The 17,578-nt window shown below is 70.9% G+C and carries 16 protein-coding genes; 9 read left to right on the top strand and 7 right to left on the bottom strand.

Annotation, left to right across the window (positions count from 1 at the left end; translation table 11 throughout):
- The first annotated feature begins 72 nt into the window (after window positions 1-72).
- Complete coding sequence (locus OG570_RS18900) at window positions 73-1,008, top strand: zinc-binding dehydrogenase (RefSeq protein ID WP_326958009.1); 936 nt, start codon at window positions 73-75, stop codon at window positions 1,006-1,008.
- A gap of 63 nt (window positions 1,009-1,071) precedes the next feature.
- Here OG570_RS18900 and OG570_RS18905 read toward each other — a convergent pair whose 3' ends face one another.
- Both OG570_RS18905 and OG570_RS18910 read right to left on the bottom strand, forming a co-directional pair.
- On the bottom strand, window positions 1,072-1,971 hold the full coding sequence (locus OG570_RS18905; protein ID WP_326944245.1) for a zinc metalloprotease: 900 nt from the start codon (window positions 1,969-1,971) through the stop codon (window positions 1,072-1,074).
- A gap of 158 nt (window positions 1,972-2,129) precedes the next feature.
- Window positions 2,130-3,692: a PucR family transcriptional regulator gene (locus OG570_RS18910; protein ID WP_326958012.1), complete on the bottom strand. Its 1,563-nt coding sequence runs from the start codon at window positions 3,690-3,692 to the stop codon at window positions 2,130-2,132.
- 50 nt (window positions 3,693-3,742) lie between these two features.
- On the opposite strand from OG570_RS18910, the gene OG570_RS18915 reads away from it, so the two are divergent.
- Window positions 3,743-4,363 (top strand): class I SAM-dependent methyltransferase, encoded by a 621-nt coding sequence (locus tag OG570_RS18915; RefSeq protein WP_326958014.1) that lies wholly within the window; start codon window positions 3,743-3,745, stop codon window positions 4,361-4,363.
- Window positions 4,364-4,395: 32 nt separating this feature from the next.
- On the opposite strand, the gene rdmE is transcribed toward OG570_RS18915, so the two are convergent.
- Window positions 4,396-5,952, bottom strand: a complete 1,557-nt coding sequence (gene rdmE / locus OG570_RS18920) for an aklavinone 12-hydroxylase RdmE (protein WP_326958016.1) — start codon at window positions 5,950-5,952, stop codon at window positions 4,396-4,398.
- A gap of 191 nt (window positions 5,953-6,143) precedes the next feature.
- Between rdmE and OG570_RS18925 the strand changes: the two genes are divergently transcribed.
- Window positions 6,144-7,454, top strand: a complete 1,311-nt coding sequence (locus tag OG570_RS18925; RefSeq protein ID WP_247057373.1) for a bifunctional o-acetylhomoserine/o-acetylserine sulfhydrylase — start codon at window positions 6,144-6,146, stop codon at window positions 7,452-7,454.
- Complete coding sequence (gene metX / locus OG570_RS18930) at window positions 7,451-8,566, top strand: homoserine O-acetyltransferase MetX (RefSeq protein ID WP_326958019.1); 1,116 nt, start codon at window positions 7,451-7,453, stop codon at window positions 8,564-8,566. The genes OG570_RS18925 and metX overlap by 4 nt, the downstream gene beginning before the upstream one ends.
- Here the strand turns inward: metX and OG570_RS18935 are convergent.
- Window positions 8,563-8,781 (bottom strand): hypothetical protein, encoded by a 219-nt coding sequence (locus OG570_RS18935; protein ID WP_247057370.1) that lies wholly within the window; start codon window positions 8,779-8,781, stop codon window positions 8,563-8,565. The genes metX and OG570_RS18935 overlap by 4 nt on opposite strands.
- Before the next feature lie 11 nt (window positions 8,782-8,792).
- Complete coding sequence (locus OG570_RS18940; RefSeq protein ID WP_326958022.1) at window positions 8,793-9,671, bottom strand: AurF N-oxygenase family protein; 879 nt, start codon at window positions 9,669-9,671, stop codon at window positions 8,793-8,795.
- Window positions 9,672-9,750: 79 nt separating this feature from the next.
- Between OG570_RS18940 and OG570_RS18945 the strand changes: the two genes are divergently transcribed.
- On the top strand, window positions 9,751-10,380 hold the full coding sequence (locus tag OG570_RS18945; protein WP_247057366.1) for a TetR/AcrR family transcriptional regulator: 630 nt from the start codon (window positions 9,751-9,753) through the stop codon (window positions 10,378-10,380).
- 28 nt (window positions 10,381-10,408) lie between these two features.
- Here the strand turns inward: OG570_RS18945 and OG570_RS18950 are convergent, their stop codons facing one another.
- Both OG570_RS18950 and OG570_RS18955 read right to left on the bottom strand, forming a co-directional pair.
- Window positions 10,409-10,915: a hypothetical protein gene (locus OG570_RS18950; protein ID WP_326944237.1), complete on the bottom strand. Its 507-nt coding sequence runs from the start codon at window positions 10,913-10,915 to the stop codon at window positions 10,409-10,411.
- A gap of 46 nt (window positions 10,916-10,961) precedes the next feature.
- Window positions 10,962-11,552, bottom strand: a complete 591-nt coding sequence (locus OG570_RS18955) for an SACE_7040 family transcriptional regulator (RefSeq protein ID WP_247057361.1) — start codon at window positions 11,550-11,552, stop codon at window positions 10,962-10,964.
- Window positions 11,553-11,874: 322 nt separating this feature from the next.
- Between OG570_RS18955 and OG570_RS18960 the strand changes: the two genes are divergently transcribed.
- From OG570_RS18960 to OG570_RS18975, 4 genes are all read left to right on the top strand, one after another.
- Window positions 11,875-12,687: an SGNH/GDSL hydrolase family protein gene (locus OG570_RS18960; RefSeq protein WP_442788279.1), complete on the top strand. Its 813-nt coding sequence runs from the start codon at window positions 11,875-11,877 to the stop codon at window positions 12,685-12,687.
- A 137-nt stretch (window positions 12,688-12,824) separates the two neighbouring features.
- On the top strand, window positions 12,825-14,438 hold the full coding sequence (locus OG570_RS18965; protein ID WP_326958026.1) for a carboxyl transferase domain-containing protein: 1,614 nt from the start codon (window positions 12,825-12,827) through the stop codon (window positions 14,436-14,438).
- 2 nt (window positions 14,439-14,440) lie between these two features.
- Window positions 14,441-16,426, top strand: coding sequence for an acetyl-CoA carboxylase biotin carboxylase subunit (locus OG570_RS18970; protein ID WP_326958028.1), 1,986 nt, complete (start codon window positions 14,441-14,443; stop codon window positions 16,424-16,426).
- Window positions 16,423-17,577 (top strand): acyl-CoA dehydrogenase family protein, encoded by a 1,155-nt coding sequence (locus OG570_RS18975; protein ID WP_247057353.1) that lies wholly within the window; start codon window positions 16,423-16,425, stop codon window positions 17,575-17,577. Before OG570_RS18970 ends, OG570_RS18975 begins: the two co-directional genes overlap by 4 nt.
- Window position 17,578: the final 1 nt, after the last annotated feature.

Raw genomic sequence — 17,578 nt, forward strand, 5'->3', positions numbered from 1 at the left:
TTCGACGCATTCATGGTGCTGAGCCGACAGGCCATTGACTTCGACCGCGCTTGAGGTTGCAGCCTGTGCGGCATGCGCGTGGTGTGGATGCGGGAGTTCGGCGGTCCGGAAGTGCTCGTCCCGGGGGAGGCCCCGGACCCCGTCGCGGGGGACGGCCAGGTGGTGGTCGAGGTGGCGTTCGCGAACATCACGTTCGTCGAGACGCAGCTGCGGGCGGGCGGCCCGGGACCGTTCCGCCCCGAGCTGCCGATCGTGCCCGGCAACGGCGTCGGCGGCGTGATCAGCGCGGTCGGCCCGGGGGTGGACCCGGACCTCGCCGGGCAGCGGGTGGTCACCTCGACCGGCGGGTCCGGCGGGTACGCCGAGCGCGTCGCGGTGGACGCGGCGGCGGTGTTCCCGGTGCCGGAAGGCCTGGCCCTCGACGCGGCGGTGGCGCTGCTCGCGGACGGCCGCACGGCGACGGGCCTGATCCACGCGACCGGGGTACGGCCCGGCGACCGGGTCCTCGTCGAGGCGGCGGCGGGCGGCGTCGGCGGTCTGCTGGTGCAGCTCGCGAAGGCCGCGGGTGCGACGGTGGTGGGCGCCGCGGGCGGCCCGGCGAAGGTGGCCCAGGTGCAGGGGGCCGACGTCGTCGTCGACTACCTGCGGCCGGACTGGACGTCCGCGGCCGGTGCGGTCGACGTGGTCTTCGACGGAGTGGGCGGCGCCATCGGCACGGCGGCGTCCGGCCTGCTGCGTCGCGGCGGCCGGATGGCGATCTACGGCCTGGCGAGCGGTTCGTGGGCGGAAGAGTCCGAAGTGGACGCTGCCGCCCGCGACGTCACGCTGGTCCGTTCGCTCGGCGGCCCCGAGGACATGCGCACGTTCACGAAGTCGGCGTTGACGGAGGCGGCGGAAGGCCGCTTGACCCCTGTGATCGGCCGCCGTCTCCCGCTGGCCCAGGCGTCCGAAGCCCACGCGGCCATGCAATCCCGCACCACAGTGGGAAAGACGCTGCTGGTGCCGTGAAAGCCGTGAAGGCCTCCTTACCGGCTCTTATGGCCGGTAAGGAGGCCTTCACGGCTTTGAGCGTCAGGCGCGGTAGGCCGACCAGGAGCTGGTCATGCGCGTGCCCTGGCCCGCGGTGAACTCGTACATGCAACCGTCGTAGCTGTAGTCCATGAAGTTGTGGATCGGGTCGCTGCCCGCCGCCGAGCAGGTGTTCTTGCTCGCCGGGCAGCCGGACGTCGCGGTCGCTTCGGCCGGGGTGTCGGAGACGTAGTCGCCCGAACCGGAGCAGCCGCCCTGGAAGGTGTGGTAGAGCCCCATCCAGTGGCCGACCTCGTGGGTCGCCGTGTCGCCCTCGTTGTAGTTGGTCGCCGAGCGGCCCGGGAGGGACTCGTCGAGGATGACGACGCCGTCGAGCTTCGGCGACGCGGTGTAGTTCCACGGGAACGTCGCCCAGCCGAGCAGGTCGTCACCGAGGTTGGCGGTGTAGATGTTCAGCGCGTTCTTGCCGCCCTTGCGCAGCGCGTTCTTCATGTTGCGCTCGGCGGACGTGCCGTCGGTGATGCCGTTGTACCAGGTGGAGTTGTTCGTGTAGTCCGTGCTCACCAGGCTGAAGCTGAAGCCCTTGCTGCCGTACGCGCTGTTGAGCACCGAGATCTGCTTGGTGATCGTGGCGGCCGGCAGGTTGCCGGTCGAGCCGCTGGTGATCACGTGGAAGTACACCGGGATCGACGTCGCCGCGGGCGCCAGCGCGGCGCGCTTGCCGGCCAGCTTGCTCTGCATGTCGGCTTCGACGCGGGCGGCTTCGGCCGGCGACAGGCTGTCGGCGTGGCCGTCCTTGCTGCGGTCCGCGGACTGCGTGGGCGTGAAGCAGTCGCCGCTCGGCGCCGCGACGGCGCTCCCGGCAGTGGCGCCCGGGACGGCCAGGGAAACCAGGGAGAGCGCGGACACCGCGCCCAGCTTCAGGGCCCTGCGAAAACTCATGGACACTCCTCTGCGACGACCCGGCTACCGCGGGTGGTGCAGCGAAAATGCGCCGGACAATCGCGAGAATCCACCTTCTTTCGGTGGGAAAGGACAATCCGTACGATCGGCGCGATCCATGCGGAGTAGTGCATGGGTGACGTGTTGGGCCGATCGGCTCAGCTCCAGCGCAACGCCACCAGCTGGGTGATCAGCGCGAGCCGGACGTCGGGGTCGTCGAGGTCCAGCGGGACCAGCTCCAGCAGCTTCCGCATCCGGTACCGCAGGGTGTTGGGGTGGATCCGCAGCTCGCGCGCCGCCGCGCGCGGGTCGCCGGGGTGCCGCAGCCACTCGTAGAGCGTGTCGGTGTACCCGGCTTTGCTCGTCTCGTCGTGGACGCGCAGCGCGCCGAGCGGCCCGAGCTCCGCGACCTTCGCCGCCACCGCCGCCGTCGCCCCGCGGTGCAGCGCCAGCGCCGTCCAGGCTTCGTCGAAGGTGATGACGCGCTCGTCGAGGATTTCCGCGCGCAGCAGACCGAGGGCTTCGTCGGCTTGGGCGCGCGACGTCGACAGGTCGCCGATCTCGCCGGGCGAACCGGCCGCGGCCCGCGGGGCGCCGCCGCGCCGGGACGCCGGCTGCGTCGCGAGCGCGTCGCGCAGCTCGGCCCAGCCACCGGAGCCGGCGCGGTCCGGGACCACGGCGTAGAGCAGGCCGCCCAGCTCGGTCGCCACCGGACGGCGGCCGATGCCCTGGGAAAGCCGTTCCAGCAACGCGAGCCGCAGGCCTTCGGCGTCGCGGCCGTCGCCGCCGGTGACCTCGATGACGACCACGCGGTGCGGCTCGTCGGACAGGTCCAGCTCGGCCATCGCCTTGCGCGGGTTGGCCCGGCCTTCGAGCACACCGCGCAGCAGCTCGGCCGACGCGCGGCGCTGCGCGTCCGTGTAAGCCCGGCGGCGCAGCAGGTGCAGGGCGACGACCGGGGCGGCGTCGGCGAAGGCGGCCGCGCGCTCGTCGGACACCGGCCCGGCGACCACCGCCCACATCGAGCCGAGCAGCTCCCCGCCCATCCGGATCGGCACGATCAGCCGCGGCAGCGTGCCGTCGCGCTGGGCCGGCACGAAGATCGTCTGCCGCCCGCGCGACAGCTCCCGGAACACGCCGCGCGAGCGGAACCGCGCGAGGACGTCGTCCGGGATGCGCCGGCCCATGATCGTGGCGACGCGCGCGGGGTCGGTGAGGTCCTGGCGGGCGGAGTAGGCGAGCACGCGCGAGTTGGTGTCCTCGATGGTCACCGGAGCGTCCACAACGGACGCGACGGCGTCGGCGAGCCGGAACAGGTCGCCGGAGCCGGTGTCGTTCTCGAGGTTCTCGGACTCGTCGGCGAGCGCGTCGAGGACGGTCCGCAGCAGCCACACGAGCTGCGCCCACGACGTCGCCGCGTGCACCTGGATCAACGCGATCCCGGCGGCTTTCGCGGCCCGTTTCACTTGGGTTTTCCCGGCGACGGGCGGCTTGAGCAGTACGGCGGCCGCACCCTGTTCGGCGCTCTGTTTCACCAGCTCGGCGGCATCTTCGGGCCCGGTGGTGGCCACCCCGAGCACCAGATCCCCGGCGGCGAGGGTGAGACCCCCGCCGGGCTCGGCGATCACGACGTCGGCGACGGCGGGCGAGTCGTCGGGCACCTGGAGCGCGTGGAGCAGCGTCGGCCCCACCCGGTCGACCACGCTGCGCACCGACACCACGGCCTCATTCTGGCCGAAAACGGATCGCCCGGCTCGCTAGGGTCGGCAGGGTGAGCGAACCCCGGCGGATCGTCGAATCCGGCTACGACAGCTCGGCGGAGCGCTACCTCGAGTGGAGCGCGCGCATCACCGACGACCCGCGGCTGCGGTTCCTGCGGGAGCTGACCGGCCGGCTCGCCGACGGCGCCGCGGTGCTCGACCTCGGCTGCGGCGCGGGCGTGCCGTGCACGGCGTCGCTCGCCGAGCGGCACGACGTCCTCGGCGTCGACGTCTCCGCGGCGCAGCTGGATCTCGCGCGCCGGAACGTTCCGGGCGCGCGGTTCGAGAAGGGCGACATGGCGGAGGTGTCGTTCCCGGGCGGGAGTTTCGACGCCGTCACGGCGTTCTACTCGGTGCTGCACGTACCCCGCGAGGAGCAGGGCGACCTCTTCAAGCGGATCGCCGGCTGGCTGCGGCCCGGTGGCTGGTTCCTGGCCGCGCTCGGCTGCAGCGAGGCGAACGGCGTCGAAGCCGACTGGCTCGGCACGCCGATGTTCTTCAGCAGCCACGCCCCGGCGGAAAACCGGCGGCTCCTCGAAGCCGCCGGTTTCACGCTGGTCGCGGACGAGCCCGTGACGATCCACGAGCCCGAAGGCGAAGCGACCTTCCACTGGGTGCTGGCCCGGTCGTGAGTGTTCAGGGCGGTTCTAACCGCCCTGAACACTCACGACAAGCCGCGGCAGACCGGCTGACGCGACAGGACCGCGTCCAGGACCCGCTTCAGCTCGGCCGCCGGGTCGTCGACCGGTTCCTTCGCGCGCCACGCGACGATGCCGTCCGGGCGGATCAGGGACGCGCCTCCCGGGGCCAGCCCGTACTTCGCCGCGAACTCCTCGCCCTCGATCGCGTGGCAAGCCAGTCCGATGCCGGAAGCGGCGGTCGTCCAGCGTGAGCCGTCACCCGCGCACAGCAGGACCCACGAATGACCTAACAAGTCCACTGTGGACGTCATGCCCGGCGCGCGGAACCCGGGACGTCCGGTCGGCGCGTGGACGTCTTCGACGCGTGCGCCGTCGTCCGGCTCCTCCGCGAGCACCGCCGTCGAGCGGTAGCGGAAGCCGAGGACCGCCGCCAGGGGGTCCTCGGCCTTCGTCAAGCCGGAGACGTCCAGGTCGGGGTGCATGCGCTGCTTCAGGTTGTGCAGCGACATGTCGACAATCATCCGCGCGATCGGCTTCCGCTCGGCCTCGTAGGTGTCCAGCAGCGCGTCGCCCGCGTCGCCGCGGAGGACCGACGCGAGCTTCCACGCGATGTCCGCGCCGTCGCCGACCGCGGTGTTGCCGCCCTGGCCGCCCGACGGCGGGGTCACCTTCGCCGCGTCGCCGGCCAGGAAGACGCGGCCGGCGCGGAACCGCTCCGCGATCCGCGCGGCGATCTCCCACGAGCCCGTCCAGACGATCTTCGGGTCGAGCTCGGGCAGGTCGGTGGCGGTGCGGATCATCGCGACCAGCCGGTCGTGGCCGAAGTCGTCCGGGCTCTCGCCGCGCTCCGGGTGGTAGTCCGGGGCGAAGACGTACCGGCCGGCGACGTCGGTGTTCGACAGCCCGGCGGTGAACTCCGGGTTCTGCAGGTAGAAGAGATCCGTCACGCCCGCCTTGACGCGGTCGCCGAGGTCGGCGTCGAACACCACGCCCAGGCAGTGGCTGAGCCCGTCCAGCCCCTCGGTCGGGATGCCCAGCAGCTGCCGGATCCCGCTGCGCCCGCCGTCGGCCGCGACGACGTAATCCGCGCGCACCACCGTCTCCTCGCCGGAGTCGCGGTGCCGCAGCGTCGCGGTGACGCCGTCGTCGTCCTGCTCCAACTCGATCAGTTCGGTCCGGAACCGGACGCGCGCGCCCGCCTTCTCCGCGGCCGCCAGCAGGATCGGCTCGACGACGTCCTGCCCGGCCATGCCGTGCGGCATCGTGGTCGTGGCCGAGACGTCGAACTCGCTGCCGTCCTCCACGAGCCGGTGGAAGACCTGCCCGGCCAGGCTGGTCGCGACCGTGATCCGCAGGCCCTGCGACGCCCGCGGGCTCGCGTGCAGCACGTCGTCGTCGATGCCCGCCCAGTGGAACAGCTCCATCGTGCGCCAGTTCTGCCCGGACGCTCGCGAGTGGACCGACGTTCCGGTATGCCGTTCGACCGTCAGCACGTCCACTCCTGCCTGCGCCAGGAACATCGACGACGACAGCCCGCCGAGCCCGGCCCCCACGACCAGCACCTGTGTCCGTTCCGCCATGACAACCTCCCGTGAAGTCTCCCTGTAGAAAGTATCTTAGATACAAAGAGATTCGACTCGCAAGATAATTCTCGGCGACAACCCCGGGTAGCCTGTCTCCCAGGACGTGGGAACGGTTGGGTACTCCGTTCGGCCGAAGTAGCTTCGGACAAGCAGCCCTCCAGCACCCCCTTGAGCCGCAAGGAGAACCGATGAGCGCGGACGACACCTCGGCGTGGTCCTTCGAGACCACGCAGATCCACGCGGGCGCCGCGCCGGATCCGGCGACGGGCGCGCGGGCGACGCCGATCTATCAGACGACGTCGTACGTCTTCCGCGACAGCCAGCACGGCGCCGACCTGTTCAGCCTGGCCGAGCCGGGCAACATCTACACGCGGATCATGAACCCGACCCAGGACGTCCTGGAGCAGCGGGTCGCCGCGCTCGAAGGCGGCGTCGCGGCGCTCGCGTTCGCGTCCGGCTCGGCCGCCACCACCGCGGCGATCCTCAACCTGGCCAACGCGGGCGACCACTTCGTCTCCAGTCCGTCGCTCTACGGCGGCACCTACAACCTCTTCCACTACACGCTGCCGAAGCTGGGCATCGAGGTCTCGTTCGTCGAGGACCAGGACGACCTCGAGCAGTGGCGCGCCGCCGTCCGCCCGAACACCAAGCTGTTCTTCGCCGAGACGCTGGCCAACCCGGGCAGCAACGTCCTCGACATCCGCGGGGTCGCCACCACCGCGCACGAGGCCGGTGTCCCGCTGGTCGTCGACAACACCGTGCCGACGCCGTTCCTGCTGCGCCCGATCGAGCACGGCGCCGACATCGTCGTCCACTCGGCGACGAAGTACCTCGGTGGCCACGGCACCACGGTCGCCGGCGTGCTGGTCGACGGCGGCACGTTCGACTTCGGCAAGGACGCGGCGAAGTTCCCGGGCTTCAACGAGCCGGACCCGAGCTACCACGGTCTCAAGTACTGGGAGGCGCTCGGCCCGGGCGCGTACGCGGCCAAGGCGCGCGTCCAGATCCTGCGCGACACCGGCGCGGCGATCTCGCCGCTGAACAGCTTCCTGATCCTGCAGGGCATCGAGACGCTGTCGCTGCGCATCGAGCGGCACGTGTCGAACGCGCAGGCGCTCGCCGAGTGGCTCGAGCAGCGCGACGAGGTCGAGAAGGTCTACTACGCGGGCCTGCCGTCCAGCCCGTTCTACTCCGCGGCGCAGAAGTACCTGCCGCGCGGCGCGGGCGCGGTCCTGTCGTTCGACCTGCGCGGCGGCGTCGCGGCGGGCCGGAAGTTCGTCGACGGCACCGAACTGCACAGCCAGCTGGTGAACATCGGCGACGTCCGCAGCCTGATCGTGCACCCGGCGTCGACCACGCACAGCCAGCTTTCGCCGGAGGAGCAGCTGGCCAGCGGCGTGACGCCGGGCCTGGTCCGGCTCGCCGTCGGGCTGGAGGGCATCGAGGACCTCAAGGCCGACCTGGAGGCCGGATTCCGGGCGGCCAAGGCGGATCTGTGACGGCTGAGCCCGTCACCGGGGCCTGGCGGATCGGTGATCCGCCAGGCCGCAGGCAGTTCGTCACCGGCCCCGAGCTCACGCTCGAGGCCGGTGGCGCGCTGCCCGGGTACACCCTGGCTTACGAGACTTGGGGGACGCTGAACTCCGACGCCTCCAACGCGATCCTCGTCGAGCACGCGCTGACCGGCGACAGCCACGCCGCCGGGCCGGCCGAGCCCGGCCACCCCAGCGCGGGCTGGTGGGACGGCCTGATCGGGCCCGGGAAAGCCTTGGACACCACGGAGTTCTTCGTCGTGGTCCCGAACGTGCTCGGCGGCTGCCAGGGCTCGACCGGGCCGTCGTCACCCGATCCGGACGGGACGCCGTGGGGCAGCCGCTTCCCGGTCGTGACGGTCCGGGACCAGATCGCGACCGAGGCCGTGCTGGCCGACGCGCTCGGGATCACGCGCTGGGCGGCCGTCGTCGGCGGGTCGATGGGCGGGATGCGCGCGCTCGAGTGGGCGGTATCGCTGCCCTCTCGGGTGGCGACGGTGCTGGTCCTGGCGTCGACGGCGCGCGCGTCGGCCGAACAGATCGCCTGGGCGGCCCCGCAGCTGCACGCGATCCGCGCCGACCCGGACTGGCACGGCGGTGACTACTACTCGGCGCCGGCCGGGCCGTACCGCGGCCTCGGCGTCGCGCGCCGGATCGCGCACGTGACCTACCGCAGCGAGCCGGAGCTGGCCGACCGGTTCGGCCGGAACTACCAGAACGGCGAGGATCCGTTGCGGGGCGGGCGGTTCGCCGTCGAGTCCTATTTGGACCATCACGCCGAGAAGCTGGCCGGCCGGTTCGACGCGAACAGCTACCTGGTCCTGACGGAGTCGATGAACACCCACGACGTCGGCCGCGACCGCGGCGGCGTCGCGGCGGCCCTCGGGCGCGTGACGGCTCGCGCGGTGATCGGCGGGGTGGACAGCGACCGGCTTTATCCGTTCTACCAGTCGGCGGAGATCGCGGCCGGGATCAAGGGCACGACGGAGCCTGCGGTGGTGACGTCGCCGTACGGCCACGACTCGTTCCTCATCGAGACCGAGCAGATCGCCGCGTTGGTGAAGGCGTTGCTGGGTTAGCGGCCCGCGACCCGTTCGCCCAGCCGCACCAAGCGGTTCGCGACCCGGCGGGACGCGCCGGCCGCGACGTCACCGAGGCGCTCGGCCGCCTTGTCGGACAGCTTCGCCACCCGCCACGCGACGTCGTCGGCGCGTTCGCCCGCTTCGTCGCCCGCCGTGCTGATCCGGTCCGCCAAGCGGCCGGTGCCCGCGACGAGAAGATCCTTGAGTGCCATGGCTTTCCCTCCTAGAGCATCCCGGCGCGGCGCCAGAGCACCGCGCTCGGCCCGCCGATCAGGTCGTTCTCCCGCAGGAACCGCACCAGTTTCCGGGCGCCGAAGGAGAGCGTCTCCCGCCGGTGCGCGCTCGACCGCGCCGCCGCGACGGCCACCGCGGGGTCGAGCCCGGCGCGCTGGTACTGCCGCGGCCGGGACAGCAGCCGCGACATCAGCAACGCGCCCGCGGCAACGACAACGCGCGTGAACTCCTTGCGCCACCACGGCGCGCCGGCCAGCGAACGGACCAGGTCGTCACGCGCGTAGCGGACGTGCCGCGCCTCTTCGGTGACGTGGATCCGCATCACCGCGCGCACCACCGGCTGCACCGACTCGTCGTCGAGGTGCTCGCGCTGCAGCGCGTCGAAGATCTCCTCGCCGATCAGCGTGGCCACCCACATCGCGGGCCCGTGCAGGATCAGCGGCAGCGCCTGCGCGGACCGTTGCAGCCAGCGGTTGTTGCGGTAGGGCCGGCCGCCGACGCGCTCGATCAGCGTCGCGAACATCGTGGAGTGGCGGCATTCGTCGGCGACCTCGGTCAGCGCGTAGTGCACGTGCCGCGTCGTCGGGTCCTGCCGGTAGGACGCGCGCAGCAGCATCTGCATCAGGATGATCTCGAACCAGATGCCGACGCTGACGGTGTTGACCAGCTCTTGGCGCGACAGCTCGATCCGTTGCGCGCGCGTCAGCGTGTCCCACAACGGCGTGCCGTACAGCGAAACCAGCCGTTCGGGGATGAAGAACTGGTCCTCGTTGAGCGGCGCGGCCCAGTGGACGTCGACGTCCGGGTCGTAGGAGAGCCGGGCGCTCGACTTGAGCAGCCTCTCGGCCGTCGCTTCCCGATCACCCATGCGTGCCTCCCCGTGTCCTGAAACAGGAGAACGCATGAAACAAGTTCCGTCAAGTTGTAAAGCAGCCTAGGGTTGCCCCATGCGCAACCTCCTGCAGCACGCGCTCGACGCCGAGCTGCCCGGTGACGAGACGTCCGAGCGGATCATGGGCGCGGCCCTGACCCAGGCCGAGGACTTCGGGCTGCGCCGGTTCACCGTGGACGACGTCGCGCGCCGCGTCGGGCTCTCGCGCGTGACGATCTACCGCTACTTCCCGAAGAAGGACCAGCTGCTCAACGCGCTGATCCTGCGGGAGATGAAGCGGTTCCTGACGAAGGTCGACGCCGTCCTCGAAGCGCAGCCGACGCCGGAGGAGAAGCTCATCGAGGGGTTGAGCTTCTCCCTGGTGTACCTGCGCGGGCACCGGCTGCTCAACCGCCTGCTGCGCACCGAACCGGAGCTGATCCTGCCGCACCTGACGGTGCAGGCCGGCGGCCTGTTCGCGGCCGCGCGGGCCCGGATCGCGACGCACTTCCGCGCGGAGGTCGCCGCGGGCCGCCTGAGCCTGCCGGACGACGACATCGACGGCATGGCCGAGCTGCTCATCCGGATCGTGGTCTCCCTGGTGCTGACACCCGAGACGGTGCTGCCGGTCGACGACGACGTCGAACGCCGTCGCGTCGCGGAGCTGTACCTGACCCCGATCGTGCGATCCCTGCGCCCGGCGTGAAGCGGCACTTTCACGTGAAAGTGCCGCGCTAGTCCGAGACGGCTTCCGAGATCCAGGGCGCCACGGGCAGGTCGCGGTCCAGGCACTCCACCGACAGCCGGATCGTCCAGCGCAGGGCCTGCAGCACCAGGCTGTCGACCTCGTCGGGCGCCGCGTTGGCCAGGGCGATCTCGACCTGCTCCTGCGCCGCTTCGGTGTTGCCGTGCACCTCGGCGAGCAGCGTCCGCACGGCCGTCCGCACCGGCGGGTCGGCCTGGTCGATCGAGACCTCTTCGCCGTCCTCGTCGAAGACCTGGACCTTGACCGGCGCACTGCCGCCGTCGCCCAGGGTGGAGACCATCGCGCTGCACTCGCCGAACAACAGCAGCATCAGGTCCTTGGTCTCGTCCGCGCGGGCCTGCGGTTCGGCGGCCGTCGGGGCGAGCTCGCCGAGCGCCACGGCGTCGTTGCCGAGGCTCAGCGCGGTCAACGCGCGCTGCGCCTTCTCTACGAGCTGCCGTTCCGGCTCGCTCCAGTCCGGGTCCACGTGCCCCATCAAACACCAGCGACGGCGCTCATGGGGATACCTTGATCCGGGTCGGTCATCCGGCCGCGCGCAACGCACCCAGCGCGAGGCGGCAGAGCAGTTCCGCGAGTTCGGCGTCACCGAGATGGCGGTTGTACGGCGTCGAGTTGATCAGTCCGAACACGGCGTGCGCCGCCGACCGCGCCTGGCGTTCGCCCAGCTCCGGCAGCGCGTCGCGGATCGCGCGGACCCACACCTCGACGTACTGCCGCTGCAGCGCGCGCACCTGCTTGCGGTCGGTGTCGGTGAGGTTCGCGAGGTTGCGCTCCTGGACGGTGATCAGCGCCGGGTGCTCGAGCGCGAAATCGACGTGGAACCGGACCAGCCCGCTCAGCGTGTCGTCCGGTTCGCCGGGCCGGCTCGCCCGCGCGGTGCCGCCGTCGAGCAGGTAGCGGCTGATCGAGTTCAGCATCTCGCCGAGGATGGCGTCCTTGCTGCGGAAGTGGCGGTAGAGCGCCGGGCCGGAGATGCCGACCGCGGCGCCGATGTCGTCGATGCCGACGCCGTGGAAGCCGTGGTGGGCGAACAACTCGGCGGCCGCGGACATGATCTGCTCGCGTCTGTTCGCCTTCTCGCCGTTCACGAGGGGAGTCGGGTTCGCCGCCATCCGGCCATATTAGGGGTGGCCGGTTAGCGGTCGCTAACTTCCCTGGTGAGCGTCTACGACGCAGATCGCAGGCCACGGTGTTCCGCGGCCGATGTAGCGCGGGTGGATCCCACCGGACCACGCTGCCAACGCCGCGCCCGACGGCGCCACGCGCTCGGTGAAGGCCTGGAAACCGCGCAGCAGGTGACGGCTGACCGGTGCGAATTCCACCCACCTGACTTAAGTAGTGGGCCAAGAGGGTTACTTACGAGTAATCGCTCTTCCTTGTGAAGGCCTCACCTGGTGTGATTTTCCCATCGGTTCTGTCACAAAGGAGTGGCCCATGGGGGTTCCGATCCGTACCGCGCGACGCTTTCTCCTGCGGCTGACCACAGCACTGGGTGCCGTCGCCCTGTCCACCCTCGGCGTCGTGGGCACCGCTCATGCCGCCGGGGCCGTCTACGCCGCGCTCGGCGACTCCTACTCCTCCGGGGTCGGGGCCGGCAGCTACGGCAGTTCCGGGAGCTGTTACCGCAGCTCGAACGCCTACGCCCAGCTGTGGACCAACGCCCACGCCGGCACGGCGCTCACGTTCCTGGCCTGTTCCGGCGCCAAGACGCCGGACGTCATCAGCCAAGCCAATTCGATCCCCGCCAACGCGACCCTGGTCACCGTCACCGTGGGCGGCAACGACGCCGGCTTCACCGACGTGATCCAGACCTGCACCCTCGGCAGCGACGCGGACTGCACCAACCGCGTCAACACCGCGAAGACCTACGTCAACAACACCCTCCCGGCGCTGCTGACGAACACCTACAACGCGATCAAGGCGAAGGCGCCGGGCGCGCGGCTCGTCGTCCTGTCCTACCCGCGCTTCTACACCGTGCCCGGCTCCTGCTGGGTCGGGCTGAGCGACACCAAGCGCACCGCGATCAACTCGGGCGCCGACACGCTGGCGTCGGTGACGGCGTCGCGCGCGGTGGCGGCGGGCGCGACGTTCGTCGACGTCCGGTCGGCGTTCACCGGCCACAACATCTGCTCCTCGGTCGGCGACTACCTGCACAGTCTCACCTGGCCGGTCATCGAGTCGTACCACCCGACGGCGGCCGGCCAGTCCGGCGGCTACTACGCCCCGCTCCGGGGTGCCATCGGCTGAACCCGGTCCCCTCCGGTCGTGAAGGCCATCCCGGTGCGTCCGGGGTGGCCTTCACGGCGTCCGGGCGACTGGACAGTCAGGTTAGCGGTCGCTAACATCGGGACGGAGGTTAACGACCGCTAACTTCGAGGGAGCCCATGGACACGCCGGCTCTGGGGACGTCTGCTGCCCCGGACAGCGAGGCTTACGCCCGCAACGCCACATCCCACGCGGAGCTGGTCGAAGACCTCCGCAAACGCCTCTCGAGCGCCCGCCTCGGCGGCCCGGAGAAGTCGCGCACCCGGCACGTCGAACGCGGCAAGCTGCTCCCGCGCGACCGCGTCGACACGCTGCTGGACCCGGGTTCGCCGTTCCTCGAGCTGTCGCCGCTGGCCGCGAACGGACTGTACGACGACGAAGCGCCGTCGGCGGGCATCATCACCGGGATCGGGCGCGTCTCCGGCCGCGAGTGCGTGATCGTCGCCAACGACGCCACCGTCAAGGGCGGCACGTACTACCCGATGACGGTGAAGAAGCACCTGCGCGCCCAGGAGGTCGCGCTGCACAACAACCTGCCGTGCGTCTACCTGGTGGACTCCGGCGGCGCGTTCCTGCCGCGGCAGGACGAGGTCTTCCCGGATCGTGAACACTTCGGCCGGATCTTCTACAACCAGGCGACGATGTCCGCGCGCGGCATCCCGCAGATCGCCGCGGTGCTCGGCTCCTGCACCGCCGGCGGCGCGTACGTCCCGGCGATGAGCGACGAGGCCGTGATCGTCCGGAACCAGGGCACGATCTTCCTCGGCGGCCCGCCGCTGGTGAAGGCCGCGACCGGCGAGGTCGTCACGGCCGAGGAGCTGGGCGGCGGCGACGTCCACTCGCGCCAGTCCGGCGTCACCGACCATCTAGCCGACGACGACGCGCACGCGCTGCGGATCGTCCGCTCGATCGTCTCGACGCTCGGGCCGCGCACGCCGCGCCCGTGGGACGTCCTCCCGACCGAAGCGCCGGCCGTCGACCCCAACGAGCTCTACGGCGTCGTGCCGACCGACTCGCGCACGCCGTACGACGTGCGCGAGGTGATCGCGCGGATCGTCGACGGCAGCCGGTTCGGCGAGTTCAAGAAGGAGTACGGCGCGACGCTGGTCACCGGGTTCGCCCGGATCCACGGCCACCCGGTCGGCATCATCGCGAACAACGGCGTCCTGTTCGCCGAGTCCGCGATGAAGGGCGCGCACTTCATCGAGCTGTGCGACAAGCGCTCGATCCCGCTGCTGTTCCTGCAGAACATCACCGGCTTCATGGTCGGGCGCGCCTACGAGGCCGGCGGCATCGCCAAGCACGGCGCGAAGATGGTCACCGCGGTGGCCTGCGCGCGGGTGCCGAAGCTGACCGTCGTGATCGGCGGCTCGTTCGGCGCCGGCAACTACTCGATGTGCGGCCGGGCGTACTCGCCGCGGTTCCTCTGGATGTGGCCGAACGCGCGGATCTCGGTGATGGGCGGCGAGCAGGCGGCGTCGGTCCTCTCGACGGTCCGCCGCGACTCCATCGAGGGGCGCGGCGGCGAATGGTCCACAGAGGACGAAGAGACGTTCAAGGACCCGATCCGCGAACAGTACGAAGCGCAGGGCAGCCCGTACTACTCCACCGCGCGGCTGTGGGACGACGGCGTCATCGACCCGGCCGACACCCGCACGGTCCTCGGCCTCGCGCTCTCGACCGCGGCGAACGCTCCCTTGTCCGATGTCAACTACGGCGTCTTCCGGATGTGATCATGTTCGACTCAGTGTTGGTCGCGAACCGTGGCGAGATCGCGGTGCGGGTCATCCGCACGCTGCGTGACCTCGGCATCCGCGCCGTCGCCGTCTACAGCGACGCCGACGCCGAAGCGCGGCACGTCCACGAGGCGGACACCGCCGTCCGGATCGGGCCCGCCGAAGCCGCTCGCAGTTACCTGTCCATTCCGGCCATTGTGGACGCCGCCGTGTCGTCGGGCGCGCAGGCGGTGCACCCGGGCTACGGCTTCCTGGCCGAGAACGCCGCGTTCGCGCAGGCGTGCGAGGACGCCGGGCTGGTGTTCATCGGCCCGCCGGTCGCCGCGATCGACGCCATGGGCGACAAGATCCGCGCCAAGGCGACGGTGTCGAAGGCCGGCGTCCCGGTCGTGCCCGGAGCGTCCGATGTGGACATCCCGGCGGGCGGGTTCGCCGCGGCCGCGGCCGACGTCGGGTACCCGCTGCTGATCAAGCCGTCCGCCGGTGGTGGCGGCAAGGGCATGCGATTGGTGCACGCTGAGTCCGAATTGGACGAAGCCATCGAGTCGGCGCGGCGTGAGGCCAAGAGTTCCTTCGGGGACGACACCCTGCTGATCGAGCGGTTCGTCACGACCCCGCGGCACATCGAGATCCAGGTCATGGCCGACACGTTCGGCAACGTCATCCACCTCGGTGAGCGCGAGTGCAGCCTGCAGCGGCGGCACCAGAAGATCATCGAGGAAGCGCCGTCGGTGCTGCTCGACGAGGCGACCCGCGACAAGATGGGCACGGCGGCCGCCGAGGCTGCCCGCTCGGTCGGCTACGTCGGCGCGGGCACGGTCGAGTTCATCATGTCGGCGCACAACCCGGACGAGTTCTTCTTCATGGAGATGAACACCCGGCTGCAGGTCGAGCACCCGGTCACCGAGCTGGTCACCGGTCTCGACCTCGTCGAGTGGCAGGTCCGCGTCGCCGCCGGCGAACGGCTTTCCGTCGCGCAGTCGGACGTTTCGTTGCATGGCCACGCCGTCGAAGCGCGGGTGTACGCCGAGGACCCGGCGCGCGGGTTCATCCCGACCGGCGGCACGGTGCTGGCCGTGCACGAGCCGTCCGGCGACGGCGTGCGCGTCGACTCCTGGCTGGCGCCCGGCGCGGTGATCGGCTCGAACTACGACCCGATGCTGGCCAAGGTCATCGCCTGGGGCCCGGACCGCGCGGCCGCGTTGCACCGGCTCGACCGGGCGCTGGCCGACACGGCGGTGCTGGGCGTCGGCACGAACACCGCGTTCCTGCGGGGATTGCTGGCGGATGAGGACGTGCGCTCCGGGCGTCTCGACACCGAACTGGTCGACCGTCGTCTGTCCACATTGGTCTCCTCGGAGGTGCCCGCGGAGTTCTTCGTCGCGGCCGCGTTGGACCGCCTGCTGGAGCTGCAGCCGTCGGGTTCCGTTGTGGACCCGTGGGACGTCCCGGACGGCTGGCGGATGGGCGCGGCCGGCGGCGTGACGTTCCGGCTGAAGTCCGGCCAGACGTCGGCCGTGGTGCGGGTGGCGGGCACGCCTGCCGCGGCGACCGTCTTCGTCGACGACGCGGCGCCGGTGCTCGTCTCGGCTCGTCGTGACGGGTCCCTGCTGGAGGTTCGCCAGGGCGGCGTGTTCCACCGGTACCGGCACGCGTCCGGTCCTGATCGGACGGTGTGGCTGGCTCGCGACGGTCAGAGCTTTCCGTTCGGGGAGCAGGAATTCGTGCTGTCGTCACGCGGCGAGGCCGCCGGCGCCGGGCCGGTCGTCAGCCCGATGCCGGGCACCGTGCTCGTCGTCAAGGTGGCCGCGGGTGACGTCGTGCGCGCCGGGACGCCGCTGCTGGTCGTCGAGGCGATGAAGATGGAGCACACGGTCACCGCGCCGATCGACGGCGTCGTCAGCGAACTCCCCGTCCGGGCCGGCCAGCAGGTCGCGCTCGACGAAACCCTTGCCGTAGTGACGCCCCAAGAGGAGCAGCAGTGATCGACTTCCGCCTGGACGAGGAATACGAGTCCCTCCGCAAGACGGTCGAGGACTTCGCGCACGCCGAGGTGGCGCCGGTGATCGGCGCGCTGTACGAGAAGGAAGAGTTCCCGTACGAGATCGTCGCGAAGATGGGCGAGATGGGCCTGTTCGGCCTGCCTTTCGCGGAGGAGTTCGGCGGCATGGGCGGCGACTACTTCGCGCTGTGCCTGGCCTTGGAGGAACTCGCCCGCGTCGACTCGTCGGTCGCGATCACGCTGGAGGCGGGCGTTTCCCTCGGCGCGATGCCGATCTACCGCTTCGGAACGCAGGAGCAGAAGGAAAAGTGGCTGCCGTCGCTGTGCGAGGGCACGGCCCTGGGCGGCTTCGGCCTGACGGAGCCCGGTGGCGGTTCGGACGCGGGTGCGACCCGCACGCGCGCGCGTCAGGACGGTGACGACTGGGTCGTCAACGGCAGCAAGGCGTTCATCACGAACTCGGGCACGGACATCACCCGCCTCGTCACGGTCACCGCCGTGACGGACGTGATGGAGAACGGCCGCAAGGAGATCTCGGCGATCCTCATCCCGTCGGGCACGCCGGGCTTCGAGGTCGCGCCGAAGTACTCGAAGGTCGGCTGGAACTGCTCGGACACGCACGAACTGTCCTTTTCGGACGTCCACGTCCCGCTGGCGAACCTGGTCGGCACGCGCGGCCGCGGGTACGCCCAGTTCCTGTCCATTTTGGACGAAGGCCGCGTCGCGATCGCCGCGCTGTCGGTGGGCCTGGCGCAGGGCTGCGTCGACGAGTGCCTGGGTTACGTGAAGGACCGCGTCGCGTTCGGCAAGCGCATCGGCGAGTACCAGGCGATCCAGTTCAAGATCGCCGACATGGAGGTCCGCACCCACACCGCGCGCCTGGCGTACTACCAGGCGGCGTCGAAGATGCTGCGCGGCGAGCCGTTCAAGAAGGAAGCGTCGATCGCCAAGCTGGTGGCCTCGAACGCGGCGATGGACAACGCCCGCGACGCAACGCAGATCTTCGGCGGGTACGGCTTCATGAACGAGTACCCGGTGAGCCGCTTCTACCGCGACGCCAAGATCCTGGAGATCGGCGAGGGCACGAGCGAGGTCCAGAAGATGCTGATCTCCCGCCACCTCGGCGTCGGCTGAG

The organism is Amycolatopsis sp. NBC_01286 (genome assembly GCF_035982555.1).
Lineage (GTDB): Bacteria > Actinomycetota > Actinomycetes > Mycobacteriales > Pseudonocardiaceae > Amycolatopsis.